The 15,292-nt window shown below is 70.9% G+C and carries 13 protein-coding genes; 12 read left to right on the top strand and 1 reads right to left on the bottom strand.

The features are described 5' to 3' along the window. Positions 1 to 30 precede the first annotated feature (30 nt). Complete coding sequence (gene rluD, locus C998_RS0108100) at positions 31 to 993, top strand: 23S rRNA pseudouridine(1911/1915/1917) synthase RluD (protein WP_018870360.1); 963 nt, start codon at positions 31 to 33, stop codon at positions 991 to 993. Further along, complete coding sequence (gene pgeF, locus C998_RS0108095; protein WP_018870359.1) at positions 990 to 1,787, top strand: peptidoglycan editing factor PgeF; 798 nt, start codon at positions 990 to 992, stop codon at positions 1,785 to 1,787. Before rluD ends, pgeF begins: the two co-directional genes overlap by 4 nt. On the opposite strand, the gene queG is transcribed toward pgeF, so the two are convergent. After that, positions 1,784 to 3,034: a tRNA epoxyqueuosine(34) reductase QueG gene (gene queG, locus C998_RS0108090; RefSeq protein ID WP_018870358.1), complete on the bottom strand. Its 1,251-nt coding sequence runs from the start codon at positions 3,032 to 3,034 to the stop codon at positions 1,784 to 1,786. The two genes, pgeF and queG, sit on opposite strands and share 4 nt — an antisense overlap. On the opposite strand from queG, the gene C998_RS0108085 reads away from it, so the two are divergent. The 10 genes from C998_RS0108085 (at position 3,033) to hflC (ending at position 15,197) form a co-directional block, all read left to right on the top strand. Beyond that, positions 3,033 to 4,565 (top strand): bifunctional ADP-dependent NAD(P)H-hydrate dehydratase/NAD(P)H-hydrate epimerase, encoded by a 1,533-nt coding sequence (locus tag C998_RS0108085; protein WP_018870357.1) that lies wholly within the window; start codon positions 3,033 to 3,035, stop codon positions 4,563 to 4,565. The genes queG and C998_RS0108085 overlap by 2 nt on opposite strands. Before the next feature lie 25 nt (positions 4,566 to 4,590). Continuing rightward, complete coding sequence (gene tsaE, locus C998_RS0108080; RefSeq protein WP_018870356.1) at positions 4,591 to 5,055, top strand: tRNA (adenosine(37)-N6)-threonylcarbamoyltransferase complex ATPase subunit type 1 TsaE; 465 nt, start codon at positions 4,591 to 4,593, stop codon at positions 5,053 to 5,055. A gap of 194 nt (positions 5,056 to 5,249) precedes the next feature. Further along, positions 5,250 to 6,626 (top strand): N-acetylmuramoyl-L-alanine amidase, encoded by a 1,377-nt coding sequence (locus tag C998_RS0108075; RefSeq protein ID WP_018870355.1) that lies wholly within the window; start codon positions 5,250 to 5,252, stop codon positions 6,624 to 6,626. Between the two features lie 93 nt (positions 6,627 to 6,719). Next, complete coding sequence (mutL, locus tag C998_RS0108070; protein WP_018870354.1) at positions 6,720 to 8,615, top strand: DNA mismatch repair endonuclease MutL; 1,896 nt, start codon at positions 6,720 to 6,722, stop codon at positions 8,613 to 8,615. Then, positions 8,615 to 9,550 (top strand): tRNA (adenosine(37)-N6)-dimethylallyltransferase MiaA, encoded by a 936-nt coding sequence (gene miaA / locus C998_RS0108065; protein ID WP_018870353.1) that lies wholly within the window; start codon positions 8,615 to 8,617, stop codon positions 9,548 to 9,550. Before mutL ends, miaA begins: the two co-directional genes overlap by 1 nt. Positions 9,551 to 9,622: 72 nt before the next feature. After that, on the top strand, positions 9,623 to 9,886 hold the full coding sequence (hfq, locus tag C998_RS0108060; protein WP_018870352.1) for an RNA chaperone Hfq: 264 nt from the start codon (positions 9,623 to 9,625) through the stop codon (positions 9,884 to 9,886). 53 nt (positions 9,887 to 9,939) lie between these two features. Next, a complete protein-coding gene (hflX, locus tag C998_RS0108055; RefSeq protein WP_018870351.1) occupies positions 9,940 to 11,313 on the top strand; it encodes a ribosome rescue GTPase HflX in 1,374 nt (457 codons plus the stop codon). A 161-nt stretch (positions 11,314 to 11,474) separates the two neighbouring features. Next, positions 11,475 to 12,908, top strand: coding sequence for an MBL fold metallo-hydrolase (locus tag C998_RS0108050; protein WP_018870350.1), 1,434 nt, complete (start codon positions 11,475 to 11,477; stop codon positions 12,906 to 12,908). 175 nt (positions 12,909 to 13,083) lie between these two features. Then, complete coding sequence (gene hflK / locus C998_RS0108045) at positions 13,084 to 14,298, top strand: FtsH protease activity modulator HflK (RefSeq protein WP_018870349.1); 1,215 nt, start codon at positions 13,084 to 13,086, stop codon at positions 14,296 to 14,298. Further along, positions 14,298 to 15,197 (top strand): protease modulator HflC, encoded by a 900-nt coding sequence (hflC, locus tag C998_RS0108040; RefSeq protein WP_018870348.1) that lies wholly within the window; start codon positions 14,298 to 14,300, stop codon positions 15,195 to 15,197. The genes hflK and hflC overlap by 1 nt, the downstream gene beginning before the upstream one ends. Positions 15,198 to 15,292 lie beyond the last annotated feature (95 nt).

The raw sequence follows: 15,292 nt of genomic DNA, 5'->3' as shown, positions 1-15,292 counted from the left end.
TGACGCGGCCTGCCTCCGGAGGGTGAGGGCATGAGCGAACCACGCCGGGCAACCCTGCCCGAGGAAGAGGCCGGGCAGCGCCTGGATGCGGCTCTGGCGCGCGCGTTTCCCGAGTATTCGCGCAGCCAGCTGGTGCAGTGGCTGAAGGCCGGCGACCTGCGGGTGGACGGGGCCCGGCCCCGCCCGCGCACGCCGGTGCGCGGTGGCGAGGCGGTGGAACTGATTCCGCCGGAGACCCCGTCGCTGGAGGATGCCCCGGAACCCATCGAGCTGGACATCCTGTACGAGGATGCCGACGTGCTGGTGATCGACAAGCCGGCGGGGCTGGTGGTGCACCCGGCCGCGGGTCATCGTCAGGGAACCCTGGTCAACGCGCTGCTGCATCACGCGCCCGAGGTCGGCGTGCTGCCGCGCGCCGGGGTCGTGCACCGGCTGGACAAGGACACCACCGGCCTGATGGTCGTCGCGCGCAACGCGCAGGCGCAGACCGCCCTGGTGCGTCAGCTGCAGGAGCGCAGCGTGCACCGTGAATACCGCGCGCTGGTCCACGGCCGGGTGATCGCCGGCGGCACGGTGGATGCGCCGGTGGGTCGCCATCCGGTGGACCGCAAGCGCATGGCGGTGAACCCGGCGGGCAAGCCGGCGACCACGCACTACCGGGTGGCGGAACGCTTTCGTGGCCACACCCTGCTGAACGCGCGACTGGAGACCGGGCGTACCCACCAGATCCGCGTGCACATGGCGCATCTGCGCCACCCGCTGGTGGGCGATCCGGTGTATGGCGGGCGGCCGCGGCCGGTGCGCGGGATGGACGAGTCGGCGCGCGAGGCGGTGAACGGATTCCGGCGTCAGGCGCTGCACGCCGCGCGCCTGGAGTTCCGTCATCCCGCCACGGGCGAGCCGCAGGCCTTCGAGGCGCCGCTGCCCGCGGATTTCGCCTCGCTGCTGGAGGTGTTGCGCGCGGATGCCGCCCACGCGGAGGCGCAGGCATGAACGCCGCTGACGCGCTGCCGGACGCGGCCCTGATCACGCCCGACTGGCCCGCCGCCCCCGCAGTCGGGGCCCTGCAGACCACCCGTGCCGGCGGGATCAGCGAGGGCGTGTGGGCCAGTCTGAATCTCGCGCTGCATACCGGGGACGATCCGCAGCGAGTGGCCGGGAACCGGCGCCGTCTGGCGCAGGCGGTGGCCGCGCGGGGCGTGCCCGGCGCCGAGCTGCACTGGCCGGCACAGGTGCATGGCACGCGAGTGGTGCGCGCGGAAGAACTGGCCGCCGCCGACGCGCCGGTGGAGGCCGATGCGGTGATGACCACCCGGCCCGGCCGGGTCTGCGCGGTGCAGACGGCCGACTGCCTGCCGGTGCTGTTCGCCGGCACCGGCGGGGAGGCGGTGGCGGCGGCGCATGCCGGCTGGCGCGGGCTGGTGGACGGGGTCCTGGAGGCCACGCTGGCGGCGCTGCGCGAGGCCCGTCCGCAGGCGGCCTGGCACGCCTGGCTGGGGCCGGCCATCGGCCCCGACGCCTTCGAGGTCGGCACGGAGGTGCGCGAGCGGTTCCTGGCGGTGCAGCCGGGGATGGCCGGGGCCTTTCGCCCGGCCGCGCGGGACGGTCACTGGCTGGCGGATCTGGCGGCGCTGGCGCGCGACCGCCTGCAGTGTGCGGGCGTGGCCGTGCATGGCGGCGGCGAATGCACCTTCAGCGACCCCGACCGGTTCTTCTCCTATCGTCGTGACGGCACCACCGGACGCCTCGCGAGCCTGGTCTGGATCCGTCCGGAGGCCGGAGCCTAGGAACCGGTCGTGGGGTCCTCGTGTGGCGGTCCGGTGCCGCCCTCCGGGGCGGGGATGCTGGCGGGCCTTGCGGCCGGGTCGACCGGTGCGCGAGTGAGCGCCTTCACCGGGATGGCCGGCGGTTCGGCGAGCCGGCCGGCGGCCCGCTCGTCCAGGCGTGCCCGGGCCCAGGCCACGTGTTCGCGCACCAGCGCCGACGGGTGGTCGGCGCGCGCGGCCAGGGCCTCGCGCGCCTGATCGGTGGCCGGACCGTTGCCGAGCCCCACGGCGAGGTTGCGCAGCCATTGTTCGTGGCCGATGCGGCGGATCGCCATGCCGGCGGTGCGTTCGAGGAAGGTCGCCTCGTCCCAGGCGAACAGCTCGACCAGCGAGGCGCTGTCGAGGCCATGGCGGGCGATAAAGTCCGGTTCGGCCGCGACCTCGGCGAAGCGGTTCCAGGGGCAGACCAGCTGGCAGTCGTCACAGCCGTAGATGCGGTGGCCGATCAGCGGGCGCAGGTCTTCCGGGATCGAGCCTTTCAGCTCGATGGTGAGATAGGAGATGCAGCGCCGGGCGTCGAGGTCGTGCGGGCCGCGGAAGGCCTGCGTGGGGCACACGTCCAGGCAGGCGCGGCAGCTCCCGCAGTGGTCCTCGGCCGGGCCGGAATCGAGCGGCAGTGGCAGATCGGTGAACAGTTCGCCGAGGAAGAACCACGAGCCGGTACCGCGGGCCAGCAGGTTGGTGTGCTTGCCGATCCAGCCGAGCCCCGCCTGCTGCGCCAGGGCCTTCTCCAGCACCGGCGCGCTGTCGGTGAAGGCGCGGTAGCCGTGCGGTGCCTCGGCCTCGATCCGGCGGCCGAGTTCGGTCAGTCGCTTGCGCAGCAGCTTGTGGTAGTCACGGCCCAGGGCATAGCGCGAGACATAGGCGCCCTCGGGATCCGCCAGCTGGGCAGCCGGACGGCGGGTGCGTGGCGGGAAGTAATCCATGCGCACGCTGATGATGCGCTGCACCCCGGGAACCAGGGCGTCGGGGTCGCGGCGCAGCGGCGCGCGCTCGGCCATCCATTGCATGTCGCCGTGGGAGTCGCGCTCCAGCCAGGCGTCCAGGTGCCGGCGATCGGCCTCGGGGACCCGCGCGGGGCCGATGCGCAGTTCCGCGAAGCCGAGTTCGCGCCCCCACTGGCGGATGCGATCGGCGAGTTCGGCGCATTGGCGCGGGTCGGGATGGTCAGGCACGATCGACAGGCCAGCAAGGAGAGGAACGGACATGAATGATGCCCCCGCACACCCGTCCCCGGCCAGCCCCGCGCCCGGCGAGCGGTTGTTCGACACCGCGCGCATGCGCGAGCTGGATGCCACCGCCATGGCCCTGCCCGGGATGGCGCCGGGCGAGCTGATGGACCGGGCCGGGGCGGCGCTGCTCGAGCATCTGCGCGAGCACTGGCCGGCAGCGACCCGGATCGGGGTGCTCTGCGGGCCCGGCAACAACGGCGGCGACGGTTTCGTGCTGGCCCGCCGCGCGCGGGCAGCCGGACTGGAGGTGGTGCTGCATGCGGGGTCCTCGCGGGCGCGGGAGGAGTCGGACGGGCAGCGGGCCCGGCGTCTGTGGGAGGAGAGCGGGGGCGAAATCCACCCGCTGGAGACGTTCGATCCCGCCACTGCGGATGTGTGGGTGGACGCGCTGTTCGGTATCGGTCTGCAGCGTCCGCTGACCGATGTCTACGGCGAGGTGATCGAGCGGCTGAACCGTGCGGACCGGGCGGTGCTGGCGGCCGATGCGCCCTCGGGGGTCGATACCGACAATGGCGCGCTGCGCGGGCAGGCGGCGCGGGCGACACGCACCCTGACATTCATTGCCGACAAGCCGGGGCTGCATACGGGGGCTGCGGTGGACTACGCGGGCACGGTCCGCGTGGCCACACTCGACCTCCCGCATTCGCTGGCGCAGAGCTTCGTACCGGCGGCGTGGCGCATTGGTCCCGGGCACTGGCGGGCGGGTCTGCCGCGGCGGAGGGCCGGGGCCCACAAGGGTGATGCGGGCCACGTGATGATCGTCGGCGGGGCTCCCGGGTTCGCCGGGGCCGGGCGGCTGGCGGCGACCGCGGCGCTGCGTGCCGGGGCCGGGCGCGTGACCCTGCTGACACATCCCGAACATGCCGCCTTCGTGTGCAGTGACCGCCCCGAGATCATGGTGCGCGGGGTGAGCGAAGGCCCGGAGCTGCTGCGCTGGCTGGAGCGGGCGGACGCGGTGGCCATCGGGCCCGGCCTGGATCAGGGTCCGTGGGGGCGTGAGCTGTGGCTGGCGGCGGCCGATTCCGGCCGCCCGCTGGTGGTGGATGCCGATGCCCTCAACCTGCTGGCCCAGACCCCGCGGCGCAGCGACAACTGGGTCCTGACGCCGCATCCCGGCGAGGCCGGGCGTCTGCTGAACCTGGATGCCGCGGCGGTGGAGGTCGACCGACCGGGGCGACTGCGGGAGCTGGTCGTGCGGTTTGGCGGCACCGTGCTGCTCAAGGGGGCGGGGACGCTGATCGCCGACACCGATGACGGACCGTACGACTGTGTCACCGACGGCCATCCGGGGATGGCCACCCCCGGCTGTGGCGATGCGCTGACCGGCGTGATCGCGGCTTTGCGCGGACAGGGCGTGGACGCGCGTGGCGCGGCGCGCACCGCCGCCGGCTGGCACGCGGCGGCCGGGCGCGTCGCGGCGCGGCGACTGGGGGGCACCGTCGGCATGCTGGCGGGGGATCTGATCGCGGCCCTGCCGGCCGCCGCGGGGGGCGACGATGGCCTCTGACCGGGCGGCCTTCGACGGAGCCCCGGTGGAACTGCCGGATGCGGCCGCCACCGAGGCGGCCGGTGCGGCGCTGGCGACGGTGCCGGGGCTGCGCACGGTCTATCTGGAGGGCGACCTGGGCGCGGGAAAGACCACCTGGGTGCGCGGCCTGCTGCGGGCCCTGGGGCATGCGGGGACGGTGCGCAGCCCGACCTATACCCTGGTCGAACCGTACGAGCTGGATTCCCGGCGAGTACTGCATTTCGATCTCTACCGTCTGGGGGATCCGGAGGAGCTGGAGTACCTCGGCGTGCGCGAGGTGCACGGCACCGGGGTGCTGTGGCTGGTCGAGTGGCCGGAGCGCGGTTGCGGCTGGCTGCCGGAGCCGGACCTGCGCATCCACCTCGAGGAACATCCGGACGGGCCGGAGTACGGACGCCGGCTGTGGCTGGAAGGGCCGGCCGCCGAGGCCGGCCGCGCCGCGCTGGCGGCGGCGCCGGGGCAGGAATAGATCTGGGACTGGCGGGTTTTTCCGCATACCACATGTAGTGGTTGGTGGCGCCCGGAGAGATGTGGGGAGCGAGGTCGCAGGTTGTGAGGGTACACGCAGAAACCTCGGTATCTTCCTAAAAATTCGCGACATTCCGGGTTGCTTTTTCAGAGGATCTGTCCACAATAAGATTGGAGTCCCTGACCAGCCGGGGTATGTGCGTGGGCCATCACCGTTCCGACATCGATCCGAATCGCCGCCAGATCCTGCGCGCCCTGGGTGCACTGGGTCTGGCGACGCTGCCCCTCCCGGCGGCGGCCGGGGCGCGCGTCGAGCGCCTGCGCATGTCCGTGGACGGAGAAACCACGCGTCTGGTCTTCGACATGGAGGGCGAGGCCGAGTACGAGGTGTTTCGCCTGCAGTCGCCGGAACGGCTGGTGGTGGACCTGACGAACGCGAGCACCGACACCAGCCTGGAAGTCAATGATCATCCGCGTTCGGTGATCGACGGCGTGCGCCATGCGCCGCGCAACGGCTCCGATCTGCGCGTGGTCCTGGATCTGCGCGAGGCCGTGAACCCGCGCAGCTTCCAGCTGATGCCGGCCCAGGGCGCCCCGCACCGGCTGGTGCTGGACCTGACGCGCAGCGGCTCGGCGGGCACGCGGGTGGAAGCGGGGGAGGAGCGCGAACCGCGTCGCGGTCGCTCGCAGGAGGATCTGCGCGACGTGATCGTGGCCATCGATGCCGGCCACGGCGGCCATGATCCCGGCGCCATCGGGCCCAACGGCACGCGCGAGAAGGACGTGGCGCTGGAAGTGTCGCAGCGGCTTGCGGACCTGGTCGAGGATGAATGGGGCATGGAGGCGGTGATGATCCGCACCGGCGACTATTTCCTGCCCCTGCGCGAGCGCGTCAAGCGCGCCCGCGAGGCGGAGGCCGACGTGTTCATGTCGATCCACGCGGATGCCTTCCCGGACCCCAGCGTGAACGGTTCCTCGGTGTACATGCTGTCGGAGGGCGGGGCATCCAGCGAGGCCGCACGCTTCCTTGCCGAGCGCGAGAATCAGGCCGACATGCGCCTGGGCGGGGTGCCGATGAACGGCCGTGATGATTCCCTCAGCAACGTGCTGCTGGATCTGGCCCAGAGCGGCAGCCTCGAGGCCAGTTCCACCCTGGCCGAGCGGATGATCGACGAGCTGGACCGGGTCGGCAAGGTGCGGCGGCCGAAGGTCGAACGGGCCAATTTCGCCGTGCTGCGTTCGCCGGATGTGCCGTCCATCCTGGTCGAGTCCGGCTTCATTTCCAATCCGCAGGACGAACGTCGCCTGCGCAGCTCCAGCTATCAGCAGTCGCTGGCCGAAGCCCTGCTGACCGGTCTGCGGGCGTACTTCTCCACCCACGCGCGTCCGGGCACGCTGATTGCCGATGGCGGCAAGGATACCGAGCAGCACATCATTCGCCCCGGCGAGACCCTGTCCGGGATCGCGGAGCAGTACAGCGTGTCCCTGTCCGAGCTGCGCGCGGTCAACGGCGTCAACGGTGACACCATCTATACCGGTCAGGTCCTTGAGGTCCCCTCCCGCGGCAGTTGACTCTCGGTCCGAATACGGGATTCGGCGAGCACGCACGTGCACATTCGCCGGTGTTTCCTTACCCTGCGTTTCAGTGCTTTCCCGGGACGTGACGTGGGCATCCAGAAACTCTCCAATCAGCTGATCAGCCAGATCGCCGCCGGCGAGGTCATCGAGCGACCGGCCTCGGTGGTCAAGGAGCTGGTCGAAAACGCGCTGGATGCCGGGGCCTCGCGCATCGAGGTGCGTCTGGAGCAGGGCGGGACCCGCCTGATCCGGGTGACCGACGACGGCTGTGGCATCGCGCGGGAAGAACTGCCGCTGGCGCTGTCGCGCCATGCCACCAGCAAGATCCGCAGCATGGATGACCTGGAGGCCCTGCACAGCCTGGGTTTCCGCGGCGAGGCGCTGCCGTCGGTGTCCTCGGTGGCGCGCCTGACCCTGACCTCGGCGGTGCCCGGCGAGCGCAACGCCTGGCAGCTTTCCGGGGACGGTTCCGATGTCTTCGGCGAGGTGATGCCGGCGTCGCATCCGCCGGGCACTACGGTCGAGGTGCGCGACCTGTTCTTCAACGTGCCGGCGCGGCGGCGCTTCGTGCGCACCGAACGTACCGAGTACGGCCATTGCGAGTCCGTGCTGCGCACCCAGGCCGCGGCGCACCCCGAGGTGGCCTTCGTGCTGCGGCACAACGATCGGGTGACGCTGGACCTGCCGGCGGCACCCGGTGACCCCGCGGCGCGCGTGCGGGCCCTGCTGGGCGAGGCGTTTCTGGCGGATGCGCTCCCGGTGGACGAGCAGCGTTCCGGGCTGGTGCTGTCCGGCTGGCTGGGCTCCCCGGCGCGTTCCCGGGCCCAGGCGGATCAGCAGTATTTCTTCGTCAACGGCCGTGCGATCCGCGACCGGGTACTGACGGCGGCCGTGCGCAAGGCCTATCAGGATGTGCTCTACCACGGGCGCCATCCGATGTTCGTGCTCGAGCTGGAGCTGGATCCGGCGCAGGTGGACGTGAACGCGCATCCGACCAAGCAGGAGGTGCGCTTCCGCGAGTCGCGGATGGTCCACGATTTCATCTTCCATGCGCTGCATGCCGCATTGGGGCAGGCGAAGGCCGGTCAGGGCGCGGAGGCGGGTGCCGCCCCGGCGGGCGCGCCGCGCTCGGAGGCCCCTCCGCATGCGCGGCCGGGGCTGCTTGACGGGGTGCCGGGCGACCGTGCGGCGCGCGGTGGCGGGCGCCCCGCTCCGCTCCCCGGGGGCGGATCCGGTGCCGGGGGGCGCGCGGACCCCGGGCGGGGTGACGGGTTTGCCGCGGCCTGGGCCGCGTTCCGGCCGCCGGAAGGCGCCGGTTCCGCCGCCGTGGGCGAGCCTGCGGCAGCGGATTACGCCGGGGCGGAAACCGCTCCCGGCGAGGGCGCGGAGGCTGCGGAGATGCCCCCGCTGGGGTTCGCCATCGGCCAGGTCGCGGATACCTTCGTACTCGCGGAGAACGCCCGCGGGCTGGTGCTGGTGGACATGCATGCCGCGCACGAGCGCATCACCTATGAGCGGCTCAAGCGCGAATGGGAGCGTGAACGCGTGACCGCCCAGCCGCTGCTGGTGCCGGAGGAGGTGGAGGTCACCCCGGCCGAGGCCGACCGCGCCGAGGAGCAGGCGGATACGCTGGCCGGGCTGGGCTTCGAAGTGGACCGTTGCGGGCGCGAACGGCTGCGGTTGCGTGCGGCGCCGGCGCTGCTGCGGGGCCGCGATGCACCGGCGCTGCTGCGCGACGTGCTGGGGGATCTGGCCGAAAGCGGTCACAGCCAGCGCACCGAGGTGGCGGCCAACGAGGTGCTGAGCACCATGGCCTGTCACGGTTCGGTGCGGTCGGGGCGCCGGCTGACCGTGCCCGAGATGAATCAGCTGCTGCGCGACATGGAGGCCACCGAGCGCAGCGGCCAGTGCAACCATGGCCGGCCGACCTGGGTGGAGCTGGATCACGCCGCCCTCGACGGGCTGTTCATGCGCGGGCGCTGATGGACGTCCCGCAACCGCCGGTGGTCCTGCTCGCCGGGCCCACCGCCACCGGCAAGACCGGGCTGGCGCTGGAGCTCGCGCAGCGGCTGGACGCCGAGATCGTGACCGTGGATTCGGCGCAGGTGTACCGCGGCATGGACATCGGTACCGCCAAGCCGGATGCGCACGAGCGGGCGCGGGTGCCGCATCACCTGCTGGACATCCGGGATCCGGAGGAGACCTATAACGCGGCGGCCTTCGCCGCGGATGCCCGTGCCTGCATCCGCGCGATCCATGCGCGCGGGCGCGTGGCGCTGCTGGCGGGCGGGACCCTGCTGTACCTGCGGGCGCTGCTGGAGGGGATCGACCCCATGCCGCCGGTGCCGGAAGCGGTGCGCGCCGCGGTGCGCGCCCGGCTGGAGACGGAAGGCGCCCGGGCCCTGCACGAGGCCCTGGAGGCGGTGGACCCGGCGGCCGCCGGGCGCATCCATCCCAACGATCCGCAGCGCATCCTGCGGGCGCTGGAGGTGTTCGAGGCCACGGGGCGCCCGTTGTCGAGCTTCCAGCAGGGGGGCGAGGCGCGGCTGCCGGCGGGCTGGTGCGCACTGGCGTTGTGGCCGGAAGATCGGGAACGTCTGCGCGCGCGGATTGCCGAACGCTTCGATGCCATGCTGGAGGCGGGGTTCGTGGAGGAGCTGCGGGCCCTGCGCGCGCGCCCCGGACTGACCTCGGAGCACCCTTCGCAGCGGGCGGTGGGCTACCGCCAGGGCTGGGAATGGCTGGCCGGCGAGGTCGATTTCGCCACGTTCCGCAGCCGGGTGATCGCCGCGACGCGGCAGCTGGCCAAGCGCCAGCTGACCGGCCTGCGGCGCTTCCCGCTGCACGCGCGGTTGCTGGCGGAAACCGTCGACCCGGAGCAGGCCCTGGCGGTCCTGCGCGAGACGGCATCACGCTGACGATATGCTACTCTTTTTACAGGTTTCGGCCCGCGGCGCGGGCCCCGACGAATGCAACCAGGGAATGTACCGATGGCCAAAGGGCAAATGCTGCAGGAACCCTTTCTCAACGCGCTGCGCCGCGACCGGATTCCGGTGTCGATCTATCTCGTGAACGGCATCAAGCTGCAGGGGCAGATCGAGTCGTTCGATCAGTTCGTGGTCCTGCTGCGCTCGACGGTTTCGCAGATGGTCTACAAGCACGCGATCTCCACCATCGTGCCCGCGCGGCAGGTGCGCATGCCGCTGGATGAAGACAGCGCCGCGGCCAGCGGCGGAGAGGCCGCGGATGAATAGGGGCGTCGTACACCTCCGGGGTGGCCCGGTCCCGAATCGGGGGTGGTCGCGCGTTGTTTGAGCGTCCGCAGACCGGTGGCGACCGGGCGGTGCTGGTGGCCATGGCCATCGGCGGTGCGACCGATCTCGAGGTCCAGCTGCAGGAATTCGAGGAGCTGGTGCGTTCGGCCGGGGCCGAAGTGGTGGCCGTGGAATCCGGCTCGCGCCATCGTCCCGACTCGCGCCGGTTCGTGGGGTCCGGGAAGGCGGACGCCATTCGCGATCAGGTGGCGGCGCACGGGGCCGACCTGGTCATCTTCAACCACGAGCTGTCGCCCAGCCAGGAGCGCAACCTGGAACAGCACCTGCAGTGCCGCGTGCTGGACCGTGCCGGGCTGATCCTCGACATCTTTGCCCAGCGCGCGCGTTCTCACGAGGGCAAGCTGCAGGTGGAGCTGGCGCAGCTGCGTCACATGTCCACCCGACTGGTGCGTGGCTGGACCCACCTGGAACGGCAGAAGGGCGGGATCGGCCTGCGCGGGCCCGGCGAGACCCAGCTGGAGACCGACCGCCGGCTGCTGGCGGCGCGCATCAAGCATATCGAGCGGCGACTGGAAAAGGTCGAGCGCACGCGCGAGCAGGGGCGCCAGGCGCGCCTGCGCAACGAGGTGCCGACCGTCTCGCTGGTGGGCTACACCAATGCCGGCAAGTCGACCCTGTTCAACCGCCTCACCGATTCCGACGTTTACCAGGCCGACCAGCTGTTCGCGACCCTGGATCCGACCCTGCGCCGGCTGGATCTGGCGCCGCACCAGTCGGTGATCCTCGCGGACACCGTCGGGTTCGTGCGCGACCTGCCGCACGAACTGGTGGCGGCCTTCAAGGCGACCCTGACCGAGACCCGCGAGGCGGCGCTGCTTTTGCACGTGATCGATGCCGCCGATCCGGAGCGCGAGCGGCACATCGCCCAGGTGGAGGACGTGCTCGCGGAGATCGGCGCCGAGGACGTGCCCTGCTGGCGGATCTACAACAAGATCGACACCCTGCCGGAGCGCGACGACGAGACGGCGGAGCGCTTTGCCGGTGGCGAGGGCGAGGAGGCCTTCTGGCTGTCGGCGCAAACCGGCGAAGGGGTGGAGCGGCTGTACCAGCGCCTGGCCGAGTCCTTCACCGAATCCATGCGCCGTGGCTGGGTCGAGGTGCCGCCGTCCGCCGGGCGGCTGCGCGGTCGGCTGTACGACGAGAACGCCGTGGAGGCCGAGCAGACCGGTGATGAGGGTGCGATCCGCCTGCGGGTGCAGCTGCCGGAGCGGCGCTTTCAGGACCTGTTCCGCGAGGCCGGGCTGGATCCGGAAACGGCCTTCGTGGGGCCGGGCGAGGAACCCGGGGGAGCCGAGGACGCGCAAGCCGCCGGTGCGCGCGCCCCGGCACCGGGCTCCGGTGCCTGATCGCGCGCCCTGACGGGTTCCCGGGCAGCCGCGCAGCACCGGGAATATCATTTACGTTTTCTATCAGAACTTCCTTACGGGAACTTTTGCCCTAATAACTGACCAAATTAGTCAAGAAATGGGCAACGCCTGCAATGGCTGCAGGGAAAGGAGGTAGAACGATGATCTTTGAACGTTTCGTGGATTCCGGACTGTCACAGCATTCCTTCGTGGTCGGCTGCCAGGGCAGCGGCGAGATCGCCGTGATCGACCCGCAGCGCGACGTGGATGTCTACCTGGACTATGCGCGGGACCATGGCTATCGCATCGCGTACGTGATGGATACCCATATCCACGCCGACTTTGCTTCGGGCGCCCGCGAGCTGGCGGACAAGACCGGGGCGCGGCTGATGCTCTCGGGCTACGATGCCGGCGAGCATTTCCGGGTGCAGTTCCCGCACGAGGATCTGCACGAAGGGGACCGCATCGACATCGGCAACGTGCGCATCGAGGTCCGTCACACTCCCGGGCACACGCCGGAGCATCTGATGTTCGTGGTGTTCGACGGGGCACGGTCTCGTGACGAACCGATCGCACTGATCACCGGCGACTTCCTGTTCGTCGGCTCGCTGGGCCGGCCCGACCTGTTGGGCGAGGAGGCCAAGCGCGCGCTGGCGCGGCAGATGTTCGCCAGTGTGCGCGACAAGCTGGCCGACCTGCCCGACGGCGTGGAGGTCCACCCGGGGCACGGGGCCGGTTCCGCCTGCGGCGCGGGCATGGCCGGGCGTCCCGTCTCCACCCTGGGTTACGAGCGGGCGACCAACCCCTATCTGGATCCGTCGCTGAGCGAGGACGCCTTCGTGGAGAAGCTGCTGCACGGACTGCCGGAGATCCCGGATTTCTATCCGCGCAACAAGGGCATCAACTCCGAGGGTCCGAAGGACGTCATCCCGCTGCCGGGCATGCAGTCCATCGAACCCGACGAGGTGGCGCGGCGCGTGGAAGCCGGCGAGGTCACGGTGATCGACCTGCGCGATCCGCTGGCGTTCGGGGGCGGCCACGTGCCGGGGGCTCTGGGCATCGGCATCCGCGGCCCGTTCGCCAACTGGGCGGGCTGGGTCACGCCGGATGACCACCCGGTGATCCTGATCGACGGCAGCGGTGACCCCGCAGTGATCGAGCAGGCCGTGCGCAGCATGGTCCGCACCGGGCGCGACTACATCGACGGCTACGTGCGCGGCGGCATGGCCGCCTGGGCGGGCGCCGGCCTGCCGCTGGATACCCTGGCCCAGGTCGATGCCAGCGGAGCCGCGGACCGCGTGGCACGCGGCGAGGCCCGGCTGGTGGACGTGCGTACCCCGGCCGAGTACGCCGCGGGACACGTCGACGCGGCGGTGCATCGGCCGGTGGCGGAGACCCGTGAGGGCGTCCCGGGTGTCGATCCGGAAGAGCCGGTGGCCGTGGTCTGCGGCAGCGGTTACCGTTCCACGGTCGCGGCTTCCATCCTGCAGCGCCTGGGCTATCGCCACGTGATGAACGTGGTCGGCGGCATGGGCGCCTGGGAAGCGGCCGGTGTCGGAGAAGCCTCTACTTTCGGGCGCCGCGACGCGGCCTGACCCGTCCGCCCCGGCGAGTCGCGGGCCCCGCGGGGCCCGCGATCGTCCGCGGATCGCCCTTCCCTCAACCCGACTCCCGCAGGGGTGCGCTTGCCCGCCCCCGGGTGCCCCCCTAGAATGTCCGCTCCCTGTGCCTTCTCGGCACATCCCGAGCGATCGACGGAGTCCCTGATTCATGCCCTGGAACGAACCGGGAAACAACAACCGCGACCCCTGGAGCGGGGGAGGCGGTAACCGCGGCGGCAGCGGCGGTGGCGGAGGCGGCCAGCAGCCGCCGGATCTGGAGGAGATGCTGCGCAAGCTGTCGCGGCAGCTCAGCGGCATCTTTGGTGGCGGCAACCAGGGCGGAAGCGGCCTGGGCGGCGGCGGCATGGGGCGCGGCTCCCAGGCGCTGATCAGCCTCGGCCTGATCATCGCCCTGGTGGTCTGGATCGCCTCCGGCTTCCACATCGTCTCCGAAGGCGAGCGCGGCGTGGTGCTGCGCTTTGGCGCGTTCCAGGAGGTCAAGAGTCCGGGGCCGGGCTGGCACCTGCCCTATCCCATCGAGCGGATCGAGATCGAGAACGTGGACAACGTGCGGACCATCGAGAGCCGCGCGCTGATGCTCACCGGCGACGAGAACATCATCGATGTCGACATCGCGGTGCAGTACCGCATCCTCGACCTGGTCGATTTCCTGTTCAACGTCCGCAACCCGGATGCCACCGTGCATCAGGTCATGGAGTCGGCCATCCGTGAGCGGGTCGGCAAGGGCAATCTTGAATTCATCCTCGGCGAGGGCCGCGGCGAGATCGCCCAGTCCACCCGCACGGTGATGCAGGAGAACCTCGATGCCTACGGCGCCGGGATCGTGGTGACCGCGGTCTCCATGCAGCAGGCCCAGCCGCCGGAGGCGGTGCAGGAGGCCTTTGCCGATGCCATCCGTGCACGCGAGGACGAGGTCCGCTTCCGCAACGAGGCCGAGGCCTATGCCAACGGCGTGATCCCGCGGGCACGCGGTCAGGCGGCCCGTATCATCGAGGAAGCCGAGGGTTATCGCGATCAGGTCGTGGCCCGGGCGGAAGGTGATGCGTCCCGTTTCGATCAGTTGCTGGCCGAATACCAGCAGGCCCCCGAGGTCACGCGTGATCGCCTCTATCTCGAGGCGGTGGAAGCCGTACTCCAGGATTCGCGCAAGCTGATGCTGGACGTGGGCGCCAGCGGCAATCTGATGATGCTGCCGCTGGGCGAGATGTTCTCCGGTCAGCCGGGCACCCGCAATTCGGGTGATGCGCCGACGCCGCGTCCGCTGGATACCGGTCGCGGCACCCTTGGGGGTGCCTCCGGAACCACCGGAAGGGGTTCCATGACCCGTGATACCGAGAGCCTGCGCTCGCGGGAGGTTCGCTGATGCTGCGTATTGCCGGAATTGCCGTGGTGGTCATCGGGATCGTTGTGGCCCTGTCGACCTACACCGTTGACGAGCGCGAGCGCGTGATCAAGTTCGCCCTGGGGGAACTGCGCGAGGTGGACCAGGAGCCGGGGCTGCATTTCAAGTTCCCGCTGATCCAGAACGTCGAGAAGTTCGATGCCCGGATCATGACCCTGAACATCCCGCCGGACCGGTTCCTGACCAGCGAGGCGAAGAACATCATCGTGGATTTCTACGCCAAATGGCGGATCAACGATGTCGGTCAGTTCTACCGCGCCACCCGCGGTGACGAACGACTGGCCGAGGAGCGCCTGTCGCAGATCCTGCGGGACGGCATGCGTAACGAATTCGCCCGCTACGAGCTGCAGGACGTGGTCGCCGGCGAGCGCCTGACCATCATGGGCGCGGTGCGCCAGGCCGCCCTGGAGACGGCGCTGGAGCTGGGGGTCGATCTGGTGGATGTGCGCATCCGTCGCATGGACCTGCCGGACGAGGTGTCCGAGTCGGTGTTCGACCGGATGCGGGCCGAGCGCGAGCGTGTGGCACAGGACTTCCGTGCCCGGGGGCAGGAAGAGGCCGAGCGGATTCGTTCGCGTGCCGACCGCGATCGCACGGTGATCCTGGCGAACGCGTACCGTGACTCCGAGGAGATCCGCGGGGAGGGCGATGCCCGGGCCACCGAGATCCTGGGTGCCTCCTTCGGCGAAGATGAAGAGTTCTTCCGCTTCTATCGTAGCCTGATCGCCTACCGCAACAGCCTGCAGGGCGAGAACAGCACGTTCGTGCTGGAACCGAACTCGGAGTTCTTCCAGTTCTTCAACGCTCCGGGCGGCGAGCGTCCGTCCCGGGCTCCGCAGCTGCCGCAGCCCGCCGAGTGATCGTGCGGCCGGCCCCGCTGCGGGGCCGGTGCGGGCAGGTTCTGCCAATCACAAGCCGGGCCCGCACCGCGGGCCCTTCTTCTGGCCAGCCCGCC

Source organism: Thioalkalivibrio sp. ALgr3 (assembly GCF_000377325.1).
GTDB lineage: Bacteria > Pseudomonadota > Gammaproteobacteria > Ectothiorhodospirales > Ectothiorhodospiraceae > Thioalkalivibrio.
The sequence above is the reverse complement of the archived record's forward strand: the minus strand, read 5'-3'. Positions and strand labels throughout refer to the sequence as shown.

Coding starts and splice junctions, on each gene's coding strand:
- rluD (WP_018870360.1), top strand. CDS start 31: ATGAGCGAACCACGCCGGGCAACCCTGCCCGAGGAAGAGGCCGGGCAG.
- pgeF (WP_018870359.1), top strand. CDS start 990: ATGAACGCCGCTGACGCGCTGCCGGACGCGGCCCTGATCACGCCCGAC.
- C998_RS0108085 (WP_018870357.1), top strand. CDS start 3,033: ATGAATGATGCCCCCGCACACCCGTCCCCGGCCAGCCCCGCGCCCGGC.
- queG (WP_018870358.1), bottom strand. CDS start 3,034: ATGTCCGTTCCTCTCCTTGCTGGCCTGTCGATCGTGCCTGACCATCCC.
- C998_RS0108075 (WP_018870355.1), top strand. CDS start 5,250: ATGTGCGTGGGCCATCACCGTTCCGACATCGATCCGAATCGCCGCCAG.
- miaA (WP_018870353.1), top strand. CDS start 8,615: ATGGACGTCCCGCAACCGCCGGTGGTCCTGCTCGCCGGGCCCACCGCC.
- hfq (WP_018870352.1), top strand. CDS start 9,623: ATGGCCAAAGGGCAAATGCTGCAGGAACCCTTTCTCAACGCGCTGCGC.
- C998_RS0108050 (WP_018870350.1), top strand. CDS start 11,475: ATGATCTTTGAACGTTTCGTGGATTCCGGACTGTCACAGCATTCCTTC.
- hflK (WP_018870349.1), top strand. CDS start 13,084: ATGCCCTGGAACGAACCGGGAAACAACAACCGCGACCCCTGGAGCGGG.
- hflC (WP_018870348.1), top strand. CDS start 14,298: ATGCTGCGTATTGCCGGAATTGCCGTGGTGGTCATCGGGATCGTTGTG.